14 protein-coding genes are annotated in these 15067 nt (G+C 59.9%); 6 read left to right on the top strand and 8 right to left on the bottom strand.

Features of this window, described 5'->3' with window-relative positions:
* Positions 1-16 precede the first annotated feature (16 nt).
* The 5 genes from GC127_RS05740 to GC127_RS05760 all read right to left on the bottom strand — a co-directional run bounded on the left by GC127_RS05740 (position 17) and on the right by GC127_RS05760 (position 4758).
* Positions 17-673, bottom strand: coding sequence for an aspartate/glutamate racemase family protein (locus tag GC127_RS05740; RefSeq protein WP_151976970.1), 657 nt, complete (start codon positions 671-673; stop codon positions 17-19).
* Complete coding sequence (locus tag GC127_RS05745; protein ID WP_112303072.1) at positions 670-1506, bottom strand: ABC transporter permease; 837 nt, start codon at positions 1504-1506, stop codon at positions 670-672. Before GC127_RS05745 ends, GC127_RS05740 begins: the two co-directional genes overlap by 4 nt.
* Position 1507: 1 nt before the next feature.
* Positions 1508-2362, bottom strand: a complete 855-nt coding sequence (locus GC127_RS05750) for an ABC transporter permease (protein ID WP_151976972.1) — start codon at positions 2360-2362, stop codon at positions 1508-1510.
* 100 nt (positions 2363-2462) lie between these two features.
* Positions 2463-3734, bottom strand: a complete 1272-nt coding sequence (locus GC127_RS05755) for a PotD/PotF family extracellular solute-binding protein (protein WP_151976974.1) — start codon at positions 3732-3734, stop codon at positions 2463-2465.
* Positions 3735-3783: 49 nt separating this feature from the next.
* Complete coding sequence (locus GC127_RS05760) at positions 3784-4758, bottom strand: ABC transporter ATP-binding protein (protein ID WP_037298111.1); 975 nt, start codon at positions 4756-4758, stop codon at positions 3784-3786.
* 252 nt (positions 4759-5010) lie between these two features.
* Here GC127_RS05760 and GC127_RS05765 point away from each other — a divergent pair, with 252 nt between their 5' ends.
* From GC127_RS05765 to GC127_RS05780, 4 genes are all read left to right on the top strand, one after another.
* Positions 5011-5697: a GntR family transcriptional regulator gene (locus GC127_RS05765; RefSeq protein ID WP_008281529.1), complete on the top strand. Its 687-nt coding sequence runs from the start codon at positions 5011-5013 to the stop codon at positions 5695-5697.
* Positions 5694-6527, top strand: coding sequence for a GNAT family N-acetyltransferase (locus tag GC127_RS05770; RefSeq protein ID WP_151976976.1), 834 nt, complete (start codon positions 5694-5696; stop codon positions 6525-6527). Before GC127_RS05765 ends, GC127_RS05770 begins: the two co-directional genes overlap by 4 nt.
* 144 nt (positions 6528-6671) lie before the next feature.
* On the top strand, positions 6672-7130 hold the full coding sequence (locus GC127_RS05775; protein WP_151976978.1) for an NUDIX hydrolase: 459 nt from the start codon (positions 6672-6674) through the stop codon (positions 7128-7130).
* 191 nt (positions 7131-7321) lie between these two features.
* Complete coding sequence (locus tag GC127_RS05780) at positions 7322-8704, top strand: inorganic phosphate transporter (RefSeq protein ID WP_237183584.1); 1383 nt, start codon at positions 7322-7324, stop codon at positions 8702-8704.
* A 138-nt stretch (positions 8705-8842) separates the two neighbouring features.
* Here GC127_RS05780 and GC127_RS05785 read toward each other — a convergent pair whose 3' ends face one another.
* Genes GC127_RS05785 through GC127_RS05795 form a run of 3 tightly spaced genes read right to left on the bottom strand, consistent with a single transcriptional unit; the run spans position 8843 to position 11702 of the window.
* The gene (locus GC127_RS05785; protein WP_151976980.1) at positions 8843-9667 is read right to left on the bottom strand and encodes an ABC transporter ATP-binding protein; all 825 of its coding nucleotides are present in this window, start codon (positions 9665-9667) and stop codon (positions 8843-8845) included.
* Positions 9667-10701 carry an iron ABC transporter permease gene (locus GC127_RS05790; protein WP_151976982.1) on the bottom strand — a complete coding sequence of 345 codons (1035 nt, stop codon included), beginning with the start codon at positions 10699-10701 and terminating at the stop codon, positions 9667-9669. Before GC127_RS05790 ends, GC127_RS05785 begins: the two co-directional genes overlap by 1 nt.
* Positions 10674-11702 carry an iron ABC transporter substrate-binding protein gene (locus tag GC127_RS05795; RefSeq protein WP_151976984.1) on the bottom strand — a complete coding sequence of 343 codons (1029 nt, stop codon included), beginning with the start codon at positions 11700-11702 and terminating at the stop codon, positions 10674-10676. Before GC127_RS05795 ends, GC127_RS05790 begins: the two co-directional genes overlap by 28 nt.
* 923 nt (positions 11703-12625) lie before the next feature.
* Between GC127_RS05795 and GC127_RS05805 the strand changes: the two genes are divergently transcribed.
* Positions 12626-13888 (top strand): imelysin family protein, encoded by a 1263-nt coding sequence (locus tag GC127_RS05805; protein WP_151976986.1) that lies wholly within the window; start codon positions 12626-12628, stop codon positions 13886-13888.
* Positions 13889-14008: 120 nt separating this feature from the next.
* On the top strand, positions 14009-15034 hold the full coding sequence (locus GC127_RS05810; protein ID WP_151976988.1) for a hypothetical protein: 1026 nt from the start codon (positions 14009-14011) through the stop codon (positions 15032-15034).
* Positions 15035-15067 lie beyond the last annotated feature (33 nt).

Raw genomic sequence — 15067 nt, forward strand, 5'->3', positions numbered from 1 at the left:
GGGGCGCTCCGGTCGCCTATGGGCCAAAGCCGGACACGATCGCCTTGGCCAACAGGGCAGATGCTGAAACGCCGTCGATCAGGCGTAAACTTGTCCGTGCCGCCAACGCGCCTTGCAGCGGGGCCATTCCGGCGCAACCCAGCACGGCGCAGGTGGCAGCATCTTCAAGGCGGGCGGTTTCGATTTCGGCGGCGATGCGGTCGATGGTCTCTGGCGCGCCCTCGTCGATGGTCAGCACCGGCAGGCCGCTTGCCCGCACAGAGGCGCAAATCCCGGCAAAGCCCTGCTCGCGGATATTCTCTTCGATCACGGGGACAGAAATGGCCATAGACGTGATGACCGAGAACCGCAGACCTAGCAACTGCGCCATCACATAGCTGGCCTGTCCGATACCCAAAACCGGGCAACCGGCGCGCGCGCGCGCCTCATTGAGGCCTGTATCGTCGAAACAGGCGATTACAATTGCCTGCGCGCCTTGCGCCCGTGCGACGGGTAAAAGGGACAAAAGACCGGGCACCGCCGCGTCCCCATCCGCCTTGCCCTGAATGGCCACAGGACCGCTTGTATTGGTCAGGCCAAAGATCTCCGCCTCTGGCAAGGCCTTGCGCGCGGCGGTGACGACCCCTGTTGTCATGCCGACCGTTGAATTGGGGTTGATATAGGCAAGCTTCACAATCCGAGCCCCGCATCCGAACCAAGACGTGCGCGCCGCTTGCCCATGATCCACGCGCCCATCAAAAAGGCTGCGATGATTGCAAAGGAAAAAACCGTGGTCAGCGTGCCAAGCGCGTAGATCACCGGCGTGGTGACATTCGTCGTCATCCCAAAGATCTCCAGAGGCAGGGTGTTGTAGCTGCCAGCCGTCAGCAGGGTGCGGGCGAACTCATCATAGCTCAGGGTAAAGCCAAAGAGTGCCACCCCGATCAGCGAAGGCCCAATGATCGGCAGAACCACATAGCGCAGGGTCTGCCACGCGGTGGCCCCCTGATCGCGGGCGGCTTCTTCATAGCTTTTGTCAAAGCGGTTAAAAACGGCGAACATGATCAGCAACCCAAAGGGAAGCGTCCACGTCAGTTGTGCGCCAAAGCCCGAGGTTGCCCAATGTATCTTTAGGCCCAACTGGGTAAAGATGAGGCCCACCCCTAGGGAAATCAGGATCGACGGGATCACCAGCGCGGTGACTGTGGCGTAAAACAAAAGGCCAGATCCGACAAACCGCTTGCGAAAGGCCAGTCCAGCCATGACCGAAACCACCACTGTCGTGACCATCACGACCAGCCCAAGCACCAAGCTGCGGCGGAATGCGCCCCAGATGTCGCCCACCGCCTGCTGCTCGAACAGGTCACGGAACCAGTGCAGTGACGCGCCGTTCATGGGAAAGGTCAGCCCCCCTTGCGGCCCCTGAAAACTCAGGATGCTGATGGTCAGGATCGGACCATAGAGAAACAGTACGAATAGGCCAAAAAAGGCGGCCAAGACGTAAAACGAGCGCGGCCTGCGTTCCATCTCAGAGTTCCTTGCGAATGTTCACAAACCGCAGCAGGATCGCAATCACGATCAGGACGGTGCAGAGCAGCACAACGGCGGTCGCGGCTGCGGATGGGTATTGCAACAGGGCAATATCGTTGGAAATCAAACGCCCCACATTGGCGCTCTGACTTCCGGACATGAACCGAACGGTGACAAAATCGCCCATCACCAATGTCACGACAAAAATGGTTCCAATCATTATGCCGGGTTTGGTGAGCGGCAGGATGACGTATAGCAAAGTCTGCAAGCCGTTTGCGCCATTGTCGCGCGCCGCCTCAAGCAGGGATTTGTCGATCCGCATCATGGTGTTGAAAATCGGAACCACCATGAAAAGCGTGTAGAGGTGCACAAAGGCAAGGATCACCGCGAAATCGGAATAGAGCAGCCATTCCAGCGGTTCGTCGATCACACCCCAAGACATCAACGTTTGATTGGCAAGACCATTGCGGCCCAAAAACGGTATCCAGGAAATCATCCGGATGATGTTAGATGTCCAGAACGGGATCGTGCAGACCAGAAAGAGTGCCACTTGCACCGTCAGACTGCGAATGTGAAAGGCCAGAAAATAGGCAACTGTGAACCCTATGGTGAGCGTCAGCGCCCACGTGATCAGCGCATATTTCAGTGTCGCGCCAAACACCTGATAGGTCACGGGCGAGCCAAACAGAAACTCGTAATTGTCGAACTGGAATGCGGGATAGATCGAAAACTCGGTCGCGCCCCAAAAGCTGACGACAACGATCATTACAATGGGTGCGATCAGAAACGCGAGCAGCACCACAGCCAGAGGTGCCGCTTGTAACCAGCCCAGAATATGACGGTTGGTCGTCATGTTACCCGCTCTTCATGCTTGGGAACTTTGGTCAGGATCCTTGGTCTGGGGGGCGCCTGCCCCCCAGACCTAAATGGCGTTCAGTCTGCGTTCTATCGGGTCATGCAGCGATGAACTCGTTCCACTTGCGCACCATATACTGGTTTTCGTCCATAACCGCGTTCCAGCAGGCCACAGCGCCCATACGCTCGTTGAACGACCCGCCATCACGCACCTCTCCGGCCTGCGCAAGGGTATCGCCGGTGGGCGAGGTGATAACATCCGTTGCGGGCTTGCCCTCGAACCAGTAGCCCCATTCGTTGTCGGACATGAAGTTTTTGGAGGTCTCGGGCACCGCAGAGTAATAGCCCTGCCGCATCAAATAGCCGCCAACCCAGCCCGACAGATACCAGTTGATATAGTCATAGGCCGCATCCAGCTCCATTCCGGATAGGGATGCGGACAGGCCGATACCGCCTCCCCAACTGCGATAGCCTTCTTTTAGCGGCTGATACACGCAAGGGATGCCGCGTGATTTGACTGCGGTGATGGCGGGTGACCACATCGACTGGATCACCACCTCTCCACTCGCCATCAGGTTCACGCTCTCATCAAAACTTTTCCAAAAGGCGCGGAACTGTCCGTTTTTCTTGGCCTCAGTAAAGATCGCCATGGTCTTGTCTATCTCGTCGCGGGTCATGTTGCCCTTGTCGCCATATTCGACCGCGCCCATAGCCTCGCAGACCATGGCCATATCCATGATACCGATGGACGAAATATCAAGGATCGACGCTTTGCCCTTGAATTCGGGGTTCAAAAGCTCGGTCCAGCTTTCGATGGGCCGGCCGATCAAGTCTGGGCGGATCCCTAGCGTATCGGCATTGTATATCGTCGGAATAAGGGTCATCCAGCCGGTTTCTTCACTCGCAAAGCTGGTGCTGCCGGGGCCGTCGACAAAACCCACCGAATGCGGCGCGGTGCCTTGGGCAATGGTCGACGTGGGCGTCAGCTTGCCCGAGCGAAAGATGCCGACGATCTTGTCGTAATTGGCGATACGCGCGGTATCCATGGCCTGAAGGTTGCCGGTCGGCCAAACCTTTTTGCAGATCCAGTATTCGATATCGGCAATGTCAAAGCTATCGGGCTGGGTGGCTGCGCGCTGGGTGACGCTATCGCTGTCGAGCGCCGTCATTTCCAAGGTAAAGCCGAGGTCCTCTTTGACCTTGTTGGCCACGTCGTTGAGGTTCGACACGCCGGTGCCAAACTGGCGCAGCACGATGTCCTTGGTATCCTGCGCCCAGAGCATGGGGGCAGGCAGTGCGGAGGCGGCAAATGCTGCGCCCCCGGCCTTGAGTAGGGCGCGACGACTATAGCCGACCTTGGGTTTTGCCATTGTTCTGTTCCTCTCTGTCCTGTGGATTGGTGGGAATTGGGGTTGGCTCTCAGGCCTCAAGCCGGTGGAGTCGCCCTTCGTCCCAGCTCAGCCTGACGGCTTCACCGGGAGATTTCGGAGATTGAAAAAATTGCGCTTCGGGCAGCAGGGCAAGCATCTCTTCGCCGCTTTCGGTTGCGGCCGTGACACTGACAGAAGCCCCCTGATATTCGACTGCGATCACCGTTGCGGGCAGGCCGTCTTTTCCCAGCGATACCGCATCGGCGCGCACAGTAACCTTGCCGCCGGGTCGTGCGAGCACGTTATGCCCGCCAATGAAGCGCGCCACGAACTCGGTGCGCGGGCGTGCCCAGACCTCGCGCGCAGGCCCAGCCTGTTCGATCACCGCGTCATTCATCACGACGATCTCGTCTGCTAACGCGAGCGCCTCATCCTGGCCGTGGGTGACGTGAAGAAAGGTGATGCCCAACGCGCGCTGCAGTTTCTTCAACTCGCTGCGCATCCGAACGCGCAGGAACGGATCAAGCGCTGACAGTGGCTCATCCAGCAAGAGCACCTTGGGGTCAGTGATCAGCGCGCGTGCCAAAGCAACGCGCTGTTGTTGGCCCCCAGAAAGCTGTGCAGGTAGACGGTCAGCCAGATTTAGCATGTCTACAAGTTCCAGAAGCTCATTGGCGCGGGCGTGGCGCGTCGCCTTGTTCACCCCTTTCATGCGCAGCGAAAATGCCACGTTTTCGCGCACCGACAGATGCGGAAAGAGCGCATAGTTCTGAAACATCATGGCCGTACCGCGCTGCGCGGGAGGAAGCGGCGATACGTCGTGCCCATCCAGTAGAATGGCCCCTTCGCTGACGTCCTCATGCCCTGCGATCATGCGCAGTGTTGATGATTTCCCACAGCCGGACGGACCCAAAAGGCAGACATAGCTGCCTTTTACAAAGACATGATTCAAATCACGCACTGCAACCGTATCGCCATAGCGCTTGGTCAGGTGCACCAATTCAAGATCATACCCCGTTCGCATCAAGGCCCCCATACCGTCATCTGCAATGACCCTGCGCTTTGAATTGCGCGTGCGGCAGAGTTTTCGCTGGCGGGAGGGCGCAAAAACCGGCACCGCCCGTTTTATGGGCCTCTGGCAGCGGGTAGCGCTTAAAAATCAGAACATTTTTGTATACAATATTGTCTCAAATCACAAAGCCCACTGTTCTACTTGTCCCTTTCCATGCGAATCGGAAAAAGACATACTCAGGGGCAAACAATCGGCGCAGGACCCATGACCAAGATCGAGATCACAACTTGGACCAGCGACGCGGTCATCCTAGACCTTGAACGTGCGATCCACGAACATCGCCTGCCCCCCGGCACCAAACTTGGCGAAGATGAATTGGGCGATGCCTATGGCATCAGCCGCACCATAGTGCGCGCGGCGCTTTTGGCCCTTTCGCACCGCCATCTGGTTGAGTTGAAGCGCAATCGTGGCGCTTTCGTCGCGCAACCGTCGATCCGCGAAGCACGTGAGGTGTTCGAGGCCCGTGCCCTTCTGGAACCCCGCACCGCGCATTCCGCAGCGACCCGCATGACGGAAATGGACCTTGCCCTTTTGCGGACCAATATCTGCAACGAACACGCCGCTCTCGACGCCGGAGAGAACGGTCGCGCGCTGTTCCTGTCGGGCCAGTTTCATATCGAAATCGCCCGCATTGCAGATCAGAGCACGATAGAGACCTTCATTTCCGAACTCATCTCGCGGTCGTCGCTGATCATCGCCCTCTATTGGCGTCGCCGTGCCGCACTATGCGAAACGCAGGCGCATCATGCACTGCTGGATGCCTTTGCCAACCGCGATGCCGCTCTTGCCGAACAACTGATGAAAAGCCACCTGCTGGATCTTGTGGCGTCGCTTGATCTGCGCAATGTCACCCAGCCGCCCACCTCCCTGCGCGAGGCGCTTCAGCGATGAGTGACCTGTCGTGCCGTACCGCAACCCTGCCAGAGGTCGTGCAAATGCTCGACTGGGCAGCGGAGGAGGGGTGGAATCCGGGGATTGACGACGCGGCGGCCTTTTATGCCGCTGATCCTGAGGGGTTTTTCGTGGCCGAAGTGGACGGGCAGCCGGTCGCGGCTATTTCCGTCGTCAACCATTCTGATGCCCACGCCTTTCTCGGGCTCTACCTCTGCCGTCCTGCGTTTCGCGATCAAGGGATAGGCTTTGCCCTCTGGCAACATGCCATCGCCCATGCCGGCACGCGCCCCCTGGGCCTTGACGGTGTGCCCGCGCAAGAGGCGAATTACGCCAAATCTGGCTTTGCGCTGGTCGACCGGACCCGCCGCCTGACGGCAACTTTGCCACTGCAGGCTCTGACATTGCCACTGTCTAGCCCAGAGGATTTCCCGGCACTTGCCCGTCTCGATCGGGCTGCGACGGGCGTTTGTCGGCAACGGTTTCTACGGGTATGGGTGGACAATATCGCCACACGCAAAACCGTGCTGCTGCGCGAAGCGGCAGAAATAACGGGCTTTGCCACGGCGCGGCGCTGCCGCGAGGGGGTCAAGATCGGCCCCATAGTGGCGCCCGACGCCATGGCGGCGCTGCATCTCGCGGGGCAGGCGGCGGCGGCATTGGCAGAGCCGCTGACCATCATTGACGTGCCCGATGGAAGTGCCGCCTTTGGCGCTGTGTTGCGGCGAAACGGCTTTGTCGAAGGGTTCGGGACCGCCCGAATGTATCGTGGCGCTGCACCTGAAAATGCTGATACGCTGCATGCCGTCGCCACACTGGAACTGGGTTAGGGCGCGCCAAACCCGGTGGACTTGAGCGAGACCACCAATGCGGCAGTGTCGACGGCTAACCCCACCAAGGCCTGCATTTGCACTGACAGGGTGTTTTTCGTATAAATATGTGAATAAAGGATTTTTTTGGGGGACGCGAGGATCATGGCAAGAGCGATCTACGGTACATGGATCGACTTGGTGTGTGCGTTTTTCAAACGTCCCCGTCGGCTTCAGGTGGCGGCGGTCTGCTACAGAGAAACGCATGGCCGCAAGGAAGTATTGCTCATCACCTCGCGCGGCACGGGGCGCTGGGTCATCCCGAAAGGCTGGCCAATTGACGGTAAGGATGCCCCCGGCGCGGCATTGCAGGAAGCTTGGGAAGAGGCCGGCGTGCGGTCTGGATGTGTGAGCAAAGAGGCGGTTGGTCTTTATTGCTACGAAAAAGAGCTGTCCACAGGATTGCCCGTCTCGGTGGAAACTCTGGTCTTTACGATTGAGGTGGATCAGATGGAGGAAGACTATCCCGAAGCTGCGGAACGCCGCCTCACGTGGGTCAGCCCCGGTGCTGCCGCGAGCATGGTTCAAGAGCCAGAGTTGCAAGACATCCTGCGCAGGATGTAACAAATTTATTTCGATTTTGTGACAAAGTCGGTTGATGCCAATCGCGCGCTTGAATATGCCCCATCCAGCCAGTTACCGGGGGGCAAGCTGTGAGCGACACGCAAAACGACGCCAAACACCTTGAGACCCTCGACAGGGATCTTCAGCGGTTTTCCCATCTAGAGACAGCAACGCAATATGTTGCGCGCCCAATGGTGGCGCCTGGCATCGCCCTGGCCTTTATCGTCGTGACAGCGCTTGCCGCGGCGGTCTTTTTTGGTGAGTTCCCGATCAACTTTGTGGTGATCGCGGCGACGGTGTTTGGGGCCTATATGGCACTCAACATCGGGGCCAATGATGTGGCCAATAATATGGGACCAGCGGTAGGTGCCAATGCGCTGACCCTTGGTGGTGCCATCACGATTGCGGCGATTTTCGAAACGCTAGGGGCGTTGCTTGCGGGCGGAGATGTGGTTTCGACCATTTCCAGTGGCATCATAGACCCCGTGACCGTCGCGGATACGCAGGTTTTCATCTGGGCGATGATGGCGGCGCTGATTTCAGCGGCGCTCTGGATCAACCTTGCAACATGGATCGGGGCCCCTGTGTCGACCACGCATTCCGTGGTCGGTGGGGTGATGGGGGCCGGGATTGCCGCCGCCGGGTTGGCCGCAGTCAATTGGAGCACGATGAGCGCAATTGCCGCGTCCTGGGTCATCTCTCCGGTGCTGGGCGGGGTGATTGCAGCGCTCTTCCTCGCGCTGATCAAATCGCGGATCATTTACCGCGAGGACAAGATTGCCGCCGCGCGTCGCTGGGTGCCGATCCTTATCGGGATCATGGTTGGGGCGTTTGCAACCTATCTGGCGATGAAAGGGCTAAAGCGCGTTGTCAAAATCGACCTCGGTACCGCCGTCACCATCGGTCTGATGATGGGAGTGATATCATGGCTTGTGACGATCCCACTGATCAAGCGGCAGTCACAAGGGCTGGAAAATCGCAACAAGTCTCTCAAGGTGCTGTTTGGCGCGCCCCTCGTGATTTCGGCGGCGCTGTTGAGCTTTGCCCATGGGGCGAATGACGTAGCCAATGCAGTAGGCCCGTTGGCGGCCATCGTCCATGCGGCAGAGTTCGGCAGCGTCACGGAACAGGTGTCGATCCCACTCTGGGTCATGATCGTCGGTGCGTTCGGCATTTCCTTTGGCCTGTTCCTGTTTGGCCCCAAACTTATTCGCATGGTCGGCTCTCAGATCACCAAACTGAACCCGATGCGCGCCTATTGCGTGGCGCTGTCGGCGGCGTTCACGGTTATCGTGGCAAGTTGGTTGGGCTTGCCCGTCTCGTCAACGCATATCGCCGTGGGCGGGGTGTTTGGCGTTGGTTTCTTTCGCGAGTGGGATGCGGAACGCCGTCTGCGGAACAACAAAGTGGCAAAGCCCCTCGAATTGCGGATCGCCCCCGAGGAACGCCGTCGGCGCAAACTGGTGCGTCGGTCGCATTTCATGACCATTATTGCGGCTTGGGTGATCACGGTTCCTGCTGCGGCGCTTGTATCGGCATTGGTGTTTCTGGCGCTGAACAGCCTACCGGCCTAGCGGTCGCGACAATGACCTGAGTATGCTGTTCACAAACCGTGGGTTTTGGAACGTCGAAAAGGACCGTTCGCTCTTCTTGGCTGCCATGATCAAAGATGCCTTTGCCGACGAGCCGGGCCATAAGGCCGCCAATTCCACCTAGGGGCTCGTCATGGCATCTGGCATCATGGTTGCGGACGTGTGAGCGGCGAGCCTTGGCAAGCAGACCTTGCGGCCTGAGAGTGTGCTCTCGACCGTTATTGGAAGCCCGTAGACGGTGGTAAGGTTGGCCTCTGTCAGAACCTCTGTGGCGGGGCCCTCTGCCAGCACTCCGCCGCGATGCATCAGCAGAACGCGCGCGTTCAGCGCAAAGGCCTGATCGGGATCATGGGTCGACAGGATGACGCCATGGCTTGCAGTGCCAGTGATCTGCGCCAACGCGCCGATCCGCGCCAGTACCTGCGCTTGGTTGCCGAAATCGAGGCTGGCGGTCGGCTCATCCATCACGATCAGCGTGGCCTCTTGGGCCAATGCGCGGGCAATCAGAACCAGTTGCCTCTGCCCGCCGGACAGCCGGGAATAGTCTCGATGCGCAAGGTCATGGATGCCGAGGTGTCGCATCGCATCCTCGGCGACGGCACGGTCGGTTTTGCCCGGTTGAGCAAAGGCCCCGAGCCGCGCCGTGCGCCCCATCAGCACCACTTCCAGCGCCTCGAACGGAAAGGGCGGCGCATGGGCCTGCGGGACGTAGGCGATGGCCCGTGCGATTTCGGCTCGCGTCTGTGCCGTGATCGGGCGGCCCCCCAGCAGGACGGAGCCGGAAAGCGCGGGCAGCAACCCCAAAAGCGTGCGGAACAGTGTTGTCTTGCCGCAGCCGTTCGGACCCAGCAGGCACAGAATCTCGCCCTCCCGCACCTGCAAGTTCAGCCCGGTGCCGATCGGACTTTTGCCATAGCCGATGGACAGGTCCTGCGCCTCAAGCATTACAACCAGCCCCTTCGGCCGCGCGCCAGCAGCCACACGAAAAACGGTGCACCGATGACGGCTGTCAGCACGCCCAAAGGAACTTCGACCGCCGCTATGGTCCGCGCCAGCGTGTCAACCACCAGCAGATAGCCCGCGCCAATCATCGCCGATGCGGGCAACAAGCGGCCAAAACCCGGACCAACCAGCATCCTCGCGATATGCGGGATGACAAGGCCGACCCAGCCCACAACCCCGGCCAAGGCCGTGACGCTTGCCGTGATCAGCGTCGCCGACGCGATCACAATCAACCGTGTGCGCCCGGCCTCGATTCCCAATGCGCGGGCCTCTTCGTCGCCAAGGCTCAGAACGTTGATCCGCCACCGCAACAAGGCCAGTGGAATCAGTCCGATCAGCACCACGGGCAGGGCCGGAACAATATCCTGCGTCGTGATGGACGCCAGCGATCCCAGCAACCAAAAGGTGATCGCGGGCAACTGATCATAGGGATCGGCCATCACCTTGAGCAAAGAGGTGGCGGCCCCCGCCAATGCGCCGACCACCACGCCCAGCAACACCAGCGTCAAGGTCCGGTCAGTGCCACGCACCAACGAACCGACCAGAGTGACCAAGCCCACCGCCACCATACCGCCAACAAAAGCAGAGGCCTGGATCATCACCACCGGAAGTGACAGGAAGATGCCAGCCACCGCACCCAGCCCCGCCCCTGCCGAGACCCCGAGAATATCCGGCGACACCAAGGGATTACGAAACAAAGCCTGATAGCTCGCCCCGGCGGCGGCAAGGGCCGCGCCGACCAGCAGCGCCGCCCCCACGCGCGGCAGGCGGATGTTCCACACCACGATCTGTGCCTGCTGGTCCCCCTGTCCGAGAAGCGCTGACAGAACTTGGCCTGTCGTCAGGCCATAGGGGCCGATCATCACCGCGCCAAACGCCAGCAGAACCAGCACCATAGCCAGCCCGCCGGTCAAGCTCAGGCCTTTGAGCAAACCGGCGTGTGGCGGGCTTACATCGGCGGTCGTCCTTCGGCCCATTCGAGCAGCCTTTCCAAGTCCTCGTCGCTAAGATCGACATTGTAATAAAGCGCGTAGAAGGCTCGGGTATCCTCGCGCAGGTTCCCTTGCCAGAGATCAGGATATAGCAGCCCCGCCATCCAAAGCAGCCCCATCATCCGGTTGAGCGACGGAGGTCGGTCGATCCAGCCAAAAGGTGCCGTGGGCGACAGGTAGACCCGCCCCCTTTGAACTGCGTCGATTCCCTGCCACAGCGGATCGTCAAACACCGATGCGTAGAAATTCGGGTCCCATGTCACGATTGTGTCGGGATTGGCGACGATGAGCTGTTCCATGGATGCATTCACCAGACCCCGCGTCGCCCCACCGTCATCTGCTACGTTGCGCCCCCCGGCGCGCTCGATGATCTCGGTATTGATCGAGCCTTTCATCCCGGTCTCCAGCCCCTCGGGGCCGCGGGCAAGATAGACGCGCGGGCGGTTTTCCTCCGGCACGTTGGCCAACATTGCGTCAATTCGGGCAAATGTCGCCTCGACATCTAGTGCCAGCACCTCCCCACGCTGAGGCACTCCAAGTGCGTGGCCCAAGATGCGCAGCGCCTCTGGGGTGTTTTCGAACCGTCCGTCGATAAGAAGGTAGGGAATGCCGGTCTGCTCCTGCACCCTATCGGCAAGGTCGATATAGGTGTCGCGCACTGAACCGAAATCGACGATCAGGTCCGGCTGGATCTGCAAGACGCGCTCTAAGTTCGCTTCGCCGCCGCGCCCGGTGAGACGACCGGTTTCGGGAATGTCGCGGTAGGGCGCTGCGATATAGGCGCGTTCCTCGGGGCGCAGCGCACGGGGCCAGCCGGTCAGCGCCTCGGGCTTGAGCACATAGACCAGCACCGAGGCTGGTGGCCCGGACGCGAAAACAGAGGTTACCGTGTCCGGCACCTCGACCACGCGGCCCGCGCTGTCGGTGACGCTGCGGGCATGGGCGGGCAGCGCCAGCACCGCGAGGATAACGAGCAGATACCGCATGTCAGCCTCCGTTCGCCGTGGCGAACCCGCTGTCGGCAAGCATCGCCTGCCCTTGGGGCGACAAAAGGTCTTCTGCCGGTCTCCGCGCCCCCCTCGGCGCATCATTCAGCGCGATCAAGCGATGGTCGGCGCCAGCCGATTGGTCCAATCCATACAGGGTCTCGATGTTGGCATAGGCGGCTCGCCCCTCGCGGGCCACGTGCCACTCGGGTTCAAGGTTGTGCCGCCGATACCGAGGGCCATTTTCACGCGCGAACCGCAGTGTGGGAATACGGCCAATAAACCGCAAGGCGGCGTCTGATGCCGGTGCGCTCTGGATACATGTCTTAGTCTGGCAAAGTTCCATGCATACTTCCGTTCGATCATTGCACATTACGCGGTGATGTTCCGGGCAACGCCCGCATAGCGTCACGCTTATCGCACAGAATGGCGCTGAAAATCGTCGTTTCATAGCCTTGAAGTTCACGTGTCTTAAAGAAGGGGACAAGAAGCGCAGGAAAAATGCGCGTATCTGCAGATATCGCACTGCGGTTTGGACAGGGTCGCCAGCGGTACGCGCCGCTTCGCAACGCTGGATTTACTTCACCTGCTGCACGAAAGGCCGATTTGGTCCCAGCCCAATGCAGCCGTGTTGACCGATGCCATCATAGAGATTTTCCGATGCCGGGCGCACAAAGGTAAGTAGATGACTGAAAAACTCTGATATTGCAGTTTCTGATAAAATCAGTCAGGATAGCGACCAAGGCTCAACGTGTCCCTCTGACGGCCGCATGAGGGATTGCGCTTTACCTGAACACGCCTGACGGCCTGACGGGGTCATCGGTCGGGGTTTCGACATGAAAGGCTCGCTGGATGCGAAAGGGGCGCAACATTCTCGCCCTGCGCGTCCGGTGAATACAAACGAAAAGAAGGGACAATGAACGATGATCCGAAACCTCCTTACTACGACGGCTCTGATTGCCGCGCTGGGCGGCACAGCTCTGGCACAGACACCCGGTGACGTGCTCGACACCTACGCTGATATTGCAGCAGCCAACTACACCGACAGCCTGACTGCCGCGCAGGCGCTGCAGACGGCGGTAGCCGCGCTGATCCAATCCCCATCAGCCGCGACCCTTCAGGCCGCCCGCGCAGCTTGGCTTGCAGCGCGCGTGCCCTACCAGCAGTCAGAGGTGTTCCGCTTTGGGAATGCGATTGTGGACGACTGGGAGGGTCGCGTGAACGCTTGGCCGCTGGATGAAGGGCTGATCGACTATGTCGACGGGGCCTATGGCGGCGCGACAGACCAAAACCAGTTGGCCGCGCTCAACGTGATCGCCAATCCGGTCTTCACGCTTTCGGGTCAAGAGATCGACGCGACCGAGATCACCCCGGCTCTCCTGCAGGAGACCCTTCACGAGGCCGACGGTGTCGAGGCGAATGTCGCCACTGGCTATCACGCGATCGAATTCCTGCTTTGGGGGCAGGACCTGAACGGGCATGGCGACGGCGCGGGGGATCGGCCCTGGACTGATTATGCGCAAGGTGCGGACTGCACCGGCGGCAATTGCGACCGTCGAGCCGAGTATCTGGCGGCGGCGACCAAGCTTTTGGTCGGCGATCTGGATTGGATGACAACGCAATGGGCCGACGGTGGCGCGGCGCGCGCGGCCCTGATGGCGGATGAGCGGGCTGGCCTTGCCGCAATCCTGACCGGGATGGGAAGCCTCTCTTACGGTGAGACGGCGGGCGAACGCATGCGGCTTGGTCTGATGCTCAACGATCCCGAAGAAGAACATTCCTGCTTCGCCGACAATACCCACAACGATCATTTCTATAACGGGGTGGGGATCCGGAACGTCTATCTCGGGAGTTATACCCGCACTGATGGCACGAGTGTGTCTGGCCCCTCCCTCTCCGGGCTCGTTGCTGAGATTGCCCCAACGCTTGATGTCGAGATGCGCGCGCGGCTCGCTGATGCGGTTCTTGCACTGGGACGGATCAAGACATCGGCTGAAGCGGGATTTGCATATGACGAGATGCTTGAACGCGGGAATGCGGGCGGCGAGGCCTTGATCATGGGGGGGGTCGAGGGGTTGATCGCCCAAACCCGGTCGATCGAGCGGGTGATAGCCGCGCTTGACCTTGGTGGGATTGAAATAGAGGGCTCTGACAGCCTCGACGATCCCTCGGCCGTGTTTCAGTAACACATCTTTGTTCACCGCTTCAGGCGGTGGACACAAACCCCAGCTTGTAGACTGGTATGTTATCACATATCAAACGCAATGACGTGTGTTGACGTCATTCACAAAAACCAAGGAACAGTGATGAAAACCCTATCTGTAACGCTTGCCGCCTGTGCTGCGCTTGGTGCGACCGCAGCCCAGTCTCAGGATGCGAACTCGCCGTTCTCCGCCGAATTCTCGGTCGAGTTGCAAACCGATTTTACCGTCGATTCCTCTGCGCCCGGCGGCGAGATAAACAATACGTTCGCCACCATTGAGGGCGCGCTTTCGTTCGCCTTCACGTCGCGGACCTCGATCAACAGCACGCTGGTTTTCGAACAAATCACCGCCCCGACCTCGGACAGCTTCCTCGAAGACCATGGCCTTTATGCCGAAGAGCTTTACTTCGCGCATGATTTTGGCGCGGCGCAGGTGGTGCTGGGCAAGTTCAACCCCGCTTTTGGCCTGGCGTGGGATGCAGCGCCGGGTATCTATGGCGTTGATTTCGCAGAAGACTACCAACTCACCGAGAAGCTCGGTGCAGGCCTTGTGATCCCTTTTGCGGCAGGGCAGGGCGAACATGCGCTGAGCCTGTCGTTCTTTAACGCGGATCGGAGCATCCTCAGCGAGTCGCTGGGCGAAAATCGCGGGCGGACAAACCGGAGCGACGGTGGCGTGTCGAATACCAGCGCACCGGAGTCTGTTGCGATCTCGCTCACGGGTGCCTTTGGCGCGACCGGGTACAACCTCGGCCTGCAATCTCAGGCGCGCGGCGTCGGCGACGCAGAAGATCAGACCGGGATCGTGGGCGGTCTCAGCCATGAATTCGCAACCGGCTCTTTGCCTGTGAAACTGCTTGCCGAACTGGCCTATTTTGATCACTTCGACGGCACCGCCGACAGCGCGACCTTCGCCACATTTGGGGCTGAGGCGCTTGTTGGCCCCGTCACGCTTTCGGCGGTCTATGCGATGCGTGATGTCGAGACGCTGCCAAAGGATCACCTGGCCACGCTCTCTGGCGAAATTGAGATCCTTGAGGGGCTAAGTGGCGCACTGGCCTACCGCTATGGCGATGAGGGTGGCGACGAGACCCATACCATCGGCGCGCTGCTCGCCTACGAATTCTGAGAACCACTTGAAAGCGTCATGCCCGTGTCTACG

The sequence above is a fragment of the Roseovarius sp. EC-HK134 genome, assembly GCF_902498815.1.
In the GTDB taxonomy this organism is placed as follows: domain Bacteria; phylum Pseudomonadota; class Alphaproteobacteria; order Rhodobacterales; family Rhodobacteraceae; genus Roseovarius; species Roseovarius mucosus_A.

Bases quoted from the DNA above. Each gene is read 5' to 3' on its own strand.
- GC127_RS05745 (WP_112303072.1), bottom strand. From the start codon at position 1,506: ATGGAACGCAGGCCGCGCTCGTTTTACGTCTTGGCCGCCTTTTTTGGC.
- GC127_RS05750 (WP_151976972.1), bottom strand. From the start codon at position 2,362: ATGACGACCAACCGTCATATTCTGGGCTGGTTACAAGCGGCACCTCTG.
- GC127_RS05755 (WP_151976974.1), bottom strand. From the start codon at position 3,734: ATGGCAAAACCCAAGGTCGGCTATAGTCGTCGCGCCCTACTCAAGGCC.
- GC127_RS05760 (WP_037298111.1), bottom strand. From the start codon at position 4,758: ATGCGAACGGGGTATGATCTTGAATTGGTGCACCTGACCAAGCGCTAT.
- GC127_RS05765 (WP_008281529.1), top strand. From the start codon at position 5,011: ATGACCAAGATCGAGATCACAACTTGGACCAGCGACGCGGTCATCCTA.
- GC127_RS05770 (WP_151976976.1), top strand. From the start codon at position 5,694: ATGAGTGACCTGTCGTGCCGTACCGCAACCCTGCCAGAGGTCGTGCAA.
- GC127_RS05775 (WP_151976978.1), top strand. From the start codon at position 6,672: ATGGCAAGAGCGATCTACGGTACATGGATCGACTTGGTGTGTGCGTTT.
- GC127_RS05780 (WP_237183584.1), top strand. From the start codon at position 7,322: ATGGTGGCGCCTGGCATCGCCCTGGCCTTTATCGTCGTGACAGCGCTT.
- GC127_RS05785 (WP_151976980.1), bottom strand. From the start codon at position 9,667: ATGCTTGAGGCGCAGGACCTGTCCATCGGCTATGGCAAAAGTCCGATC.
- GC127_RS05790 (WP_151976982.1), bottom strand. From the start codon at position 10,701: ATGGGCCGAAGGACGACCGCCGATGTAAGCCCGCCACACGCCGGTTTG.
- GC127_RS05795 (WP_151976984.1), bottom strand. From the start codon at position 11,702: ATGCGGTATCTGCTCGTTATCCTCGCGGTGCTGGCGCTGCCCGCCCAT.
- GC127_RS05805 (WP_151976986.1), top strand. From the start codon at position 12,626: ATGATCCGAAACCTCCTTACTACGACGGCTCTGATTGCCGCGCTGGGC.
- GC127_RS05810 (WP_151976988.1), top strand. From the start codon at position 14,009: ATGAAAACCCTATCTGTAACGCTTGCCGCCTGTGCTGCGCTTGGTGCG.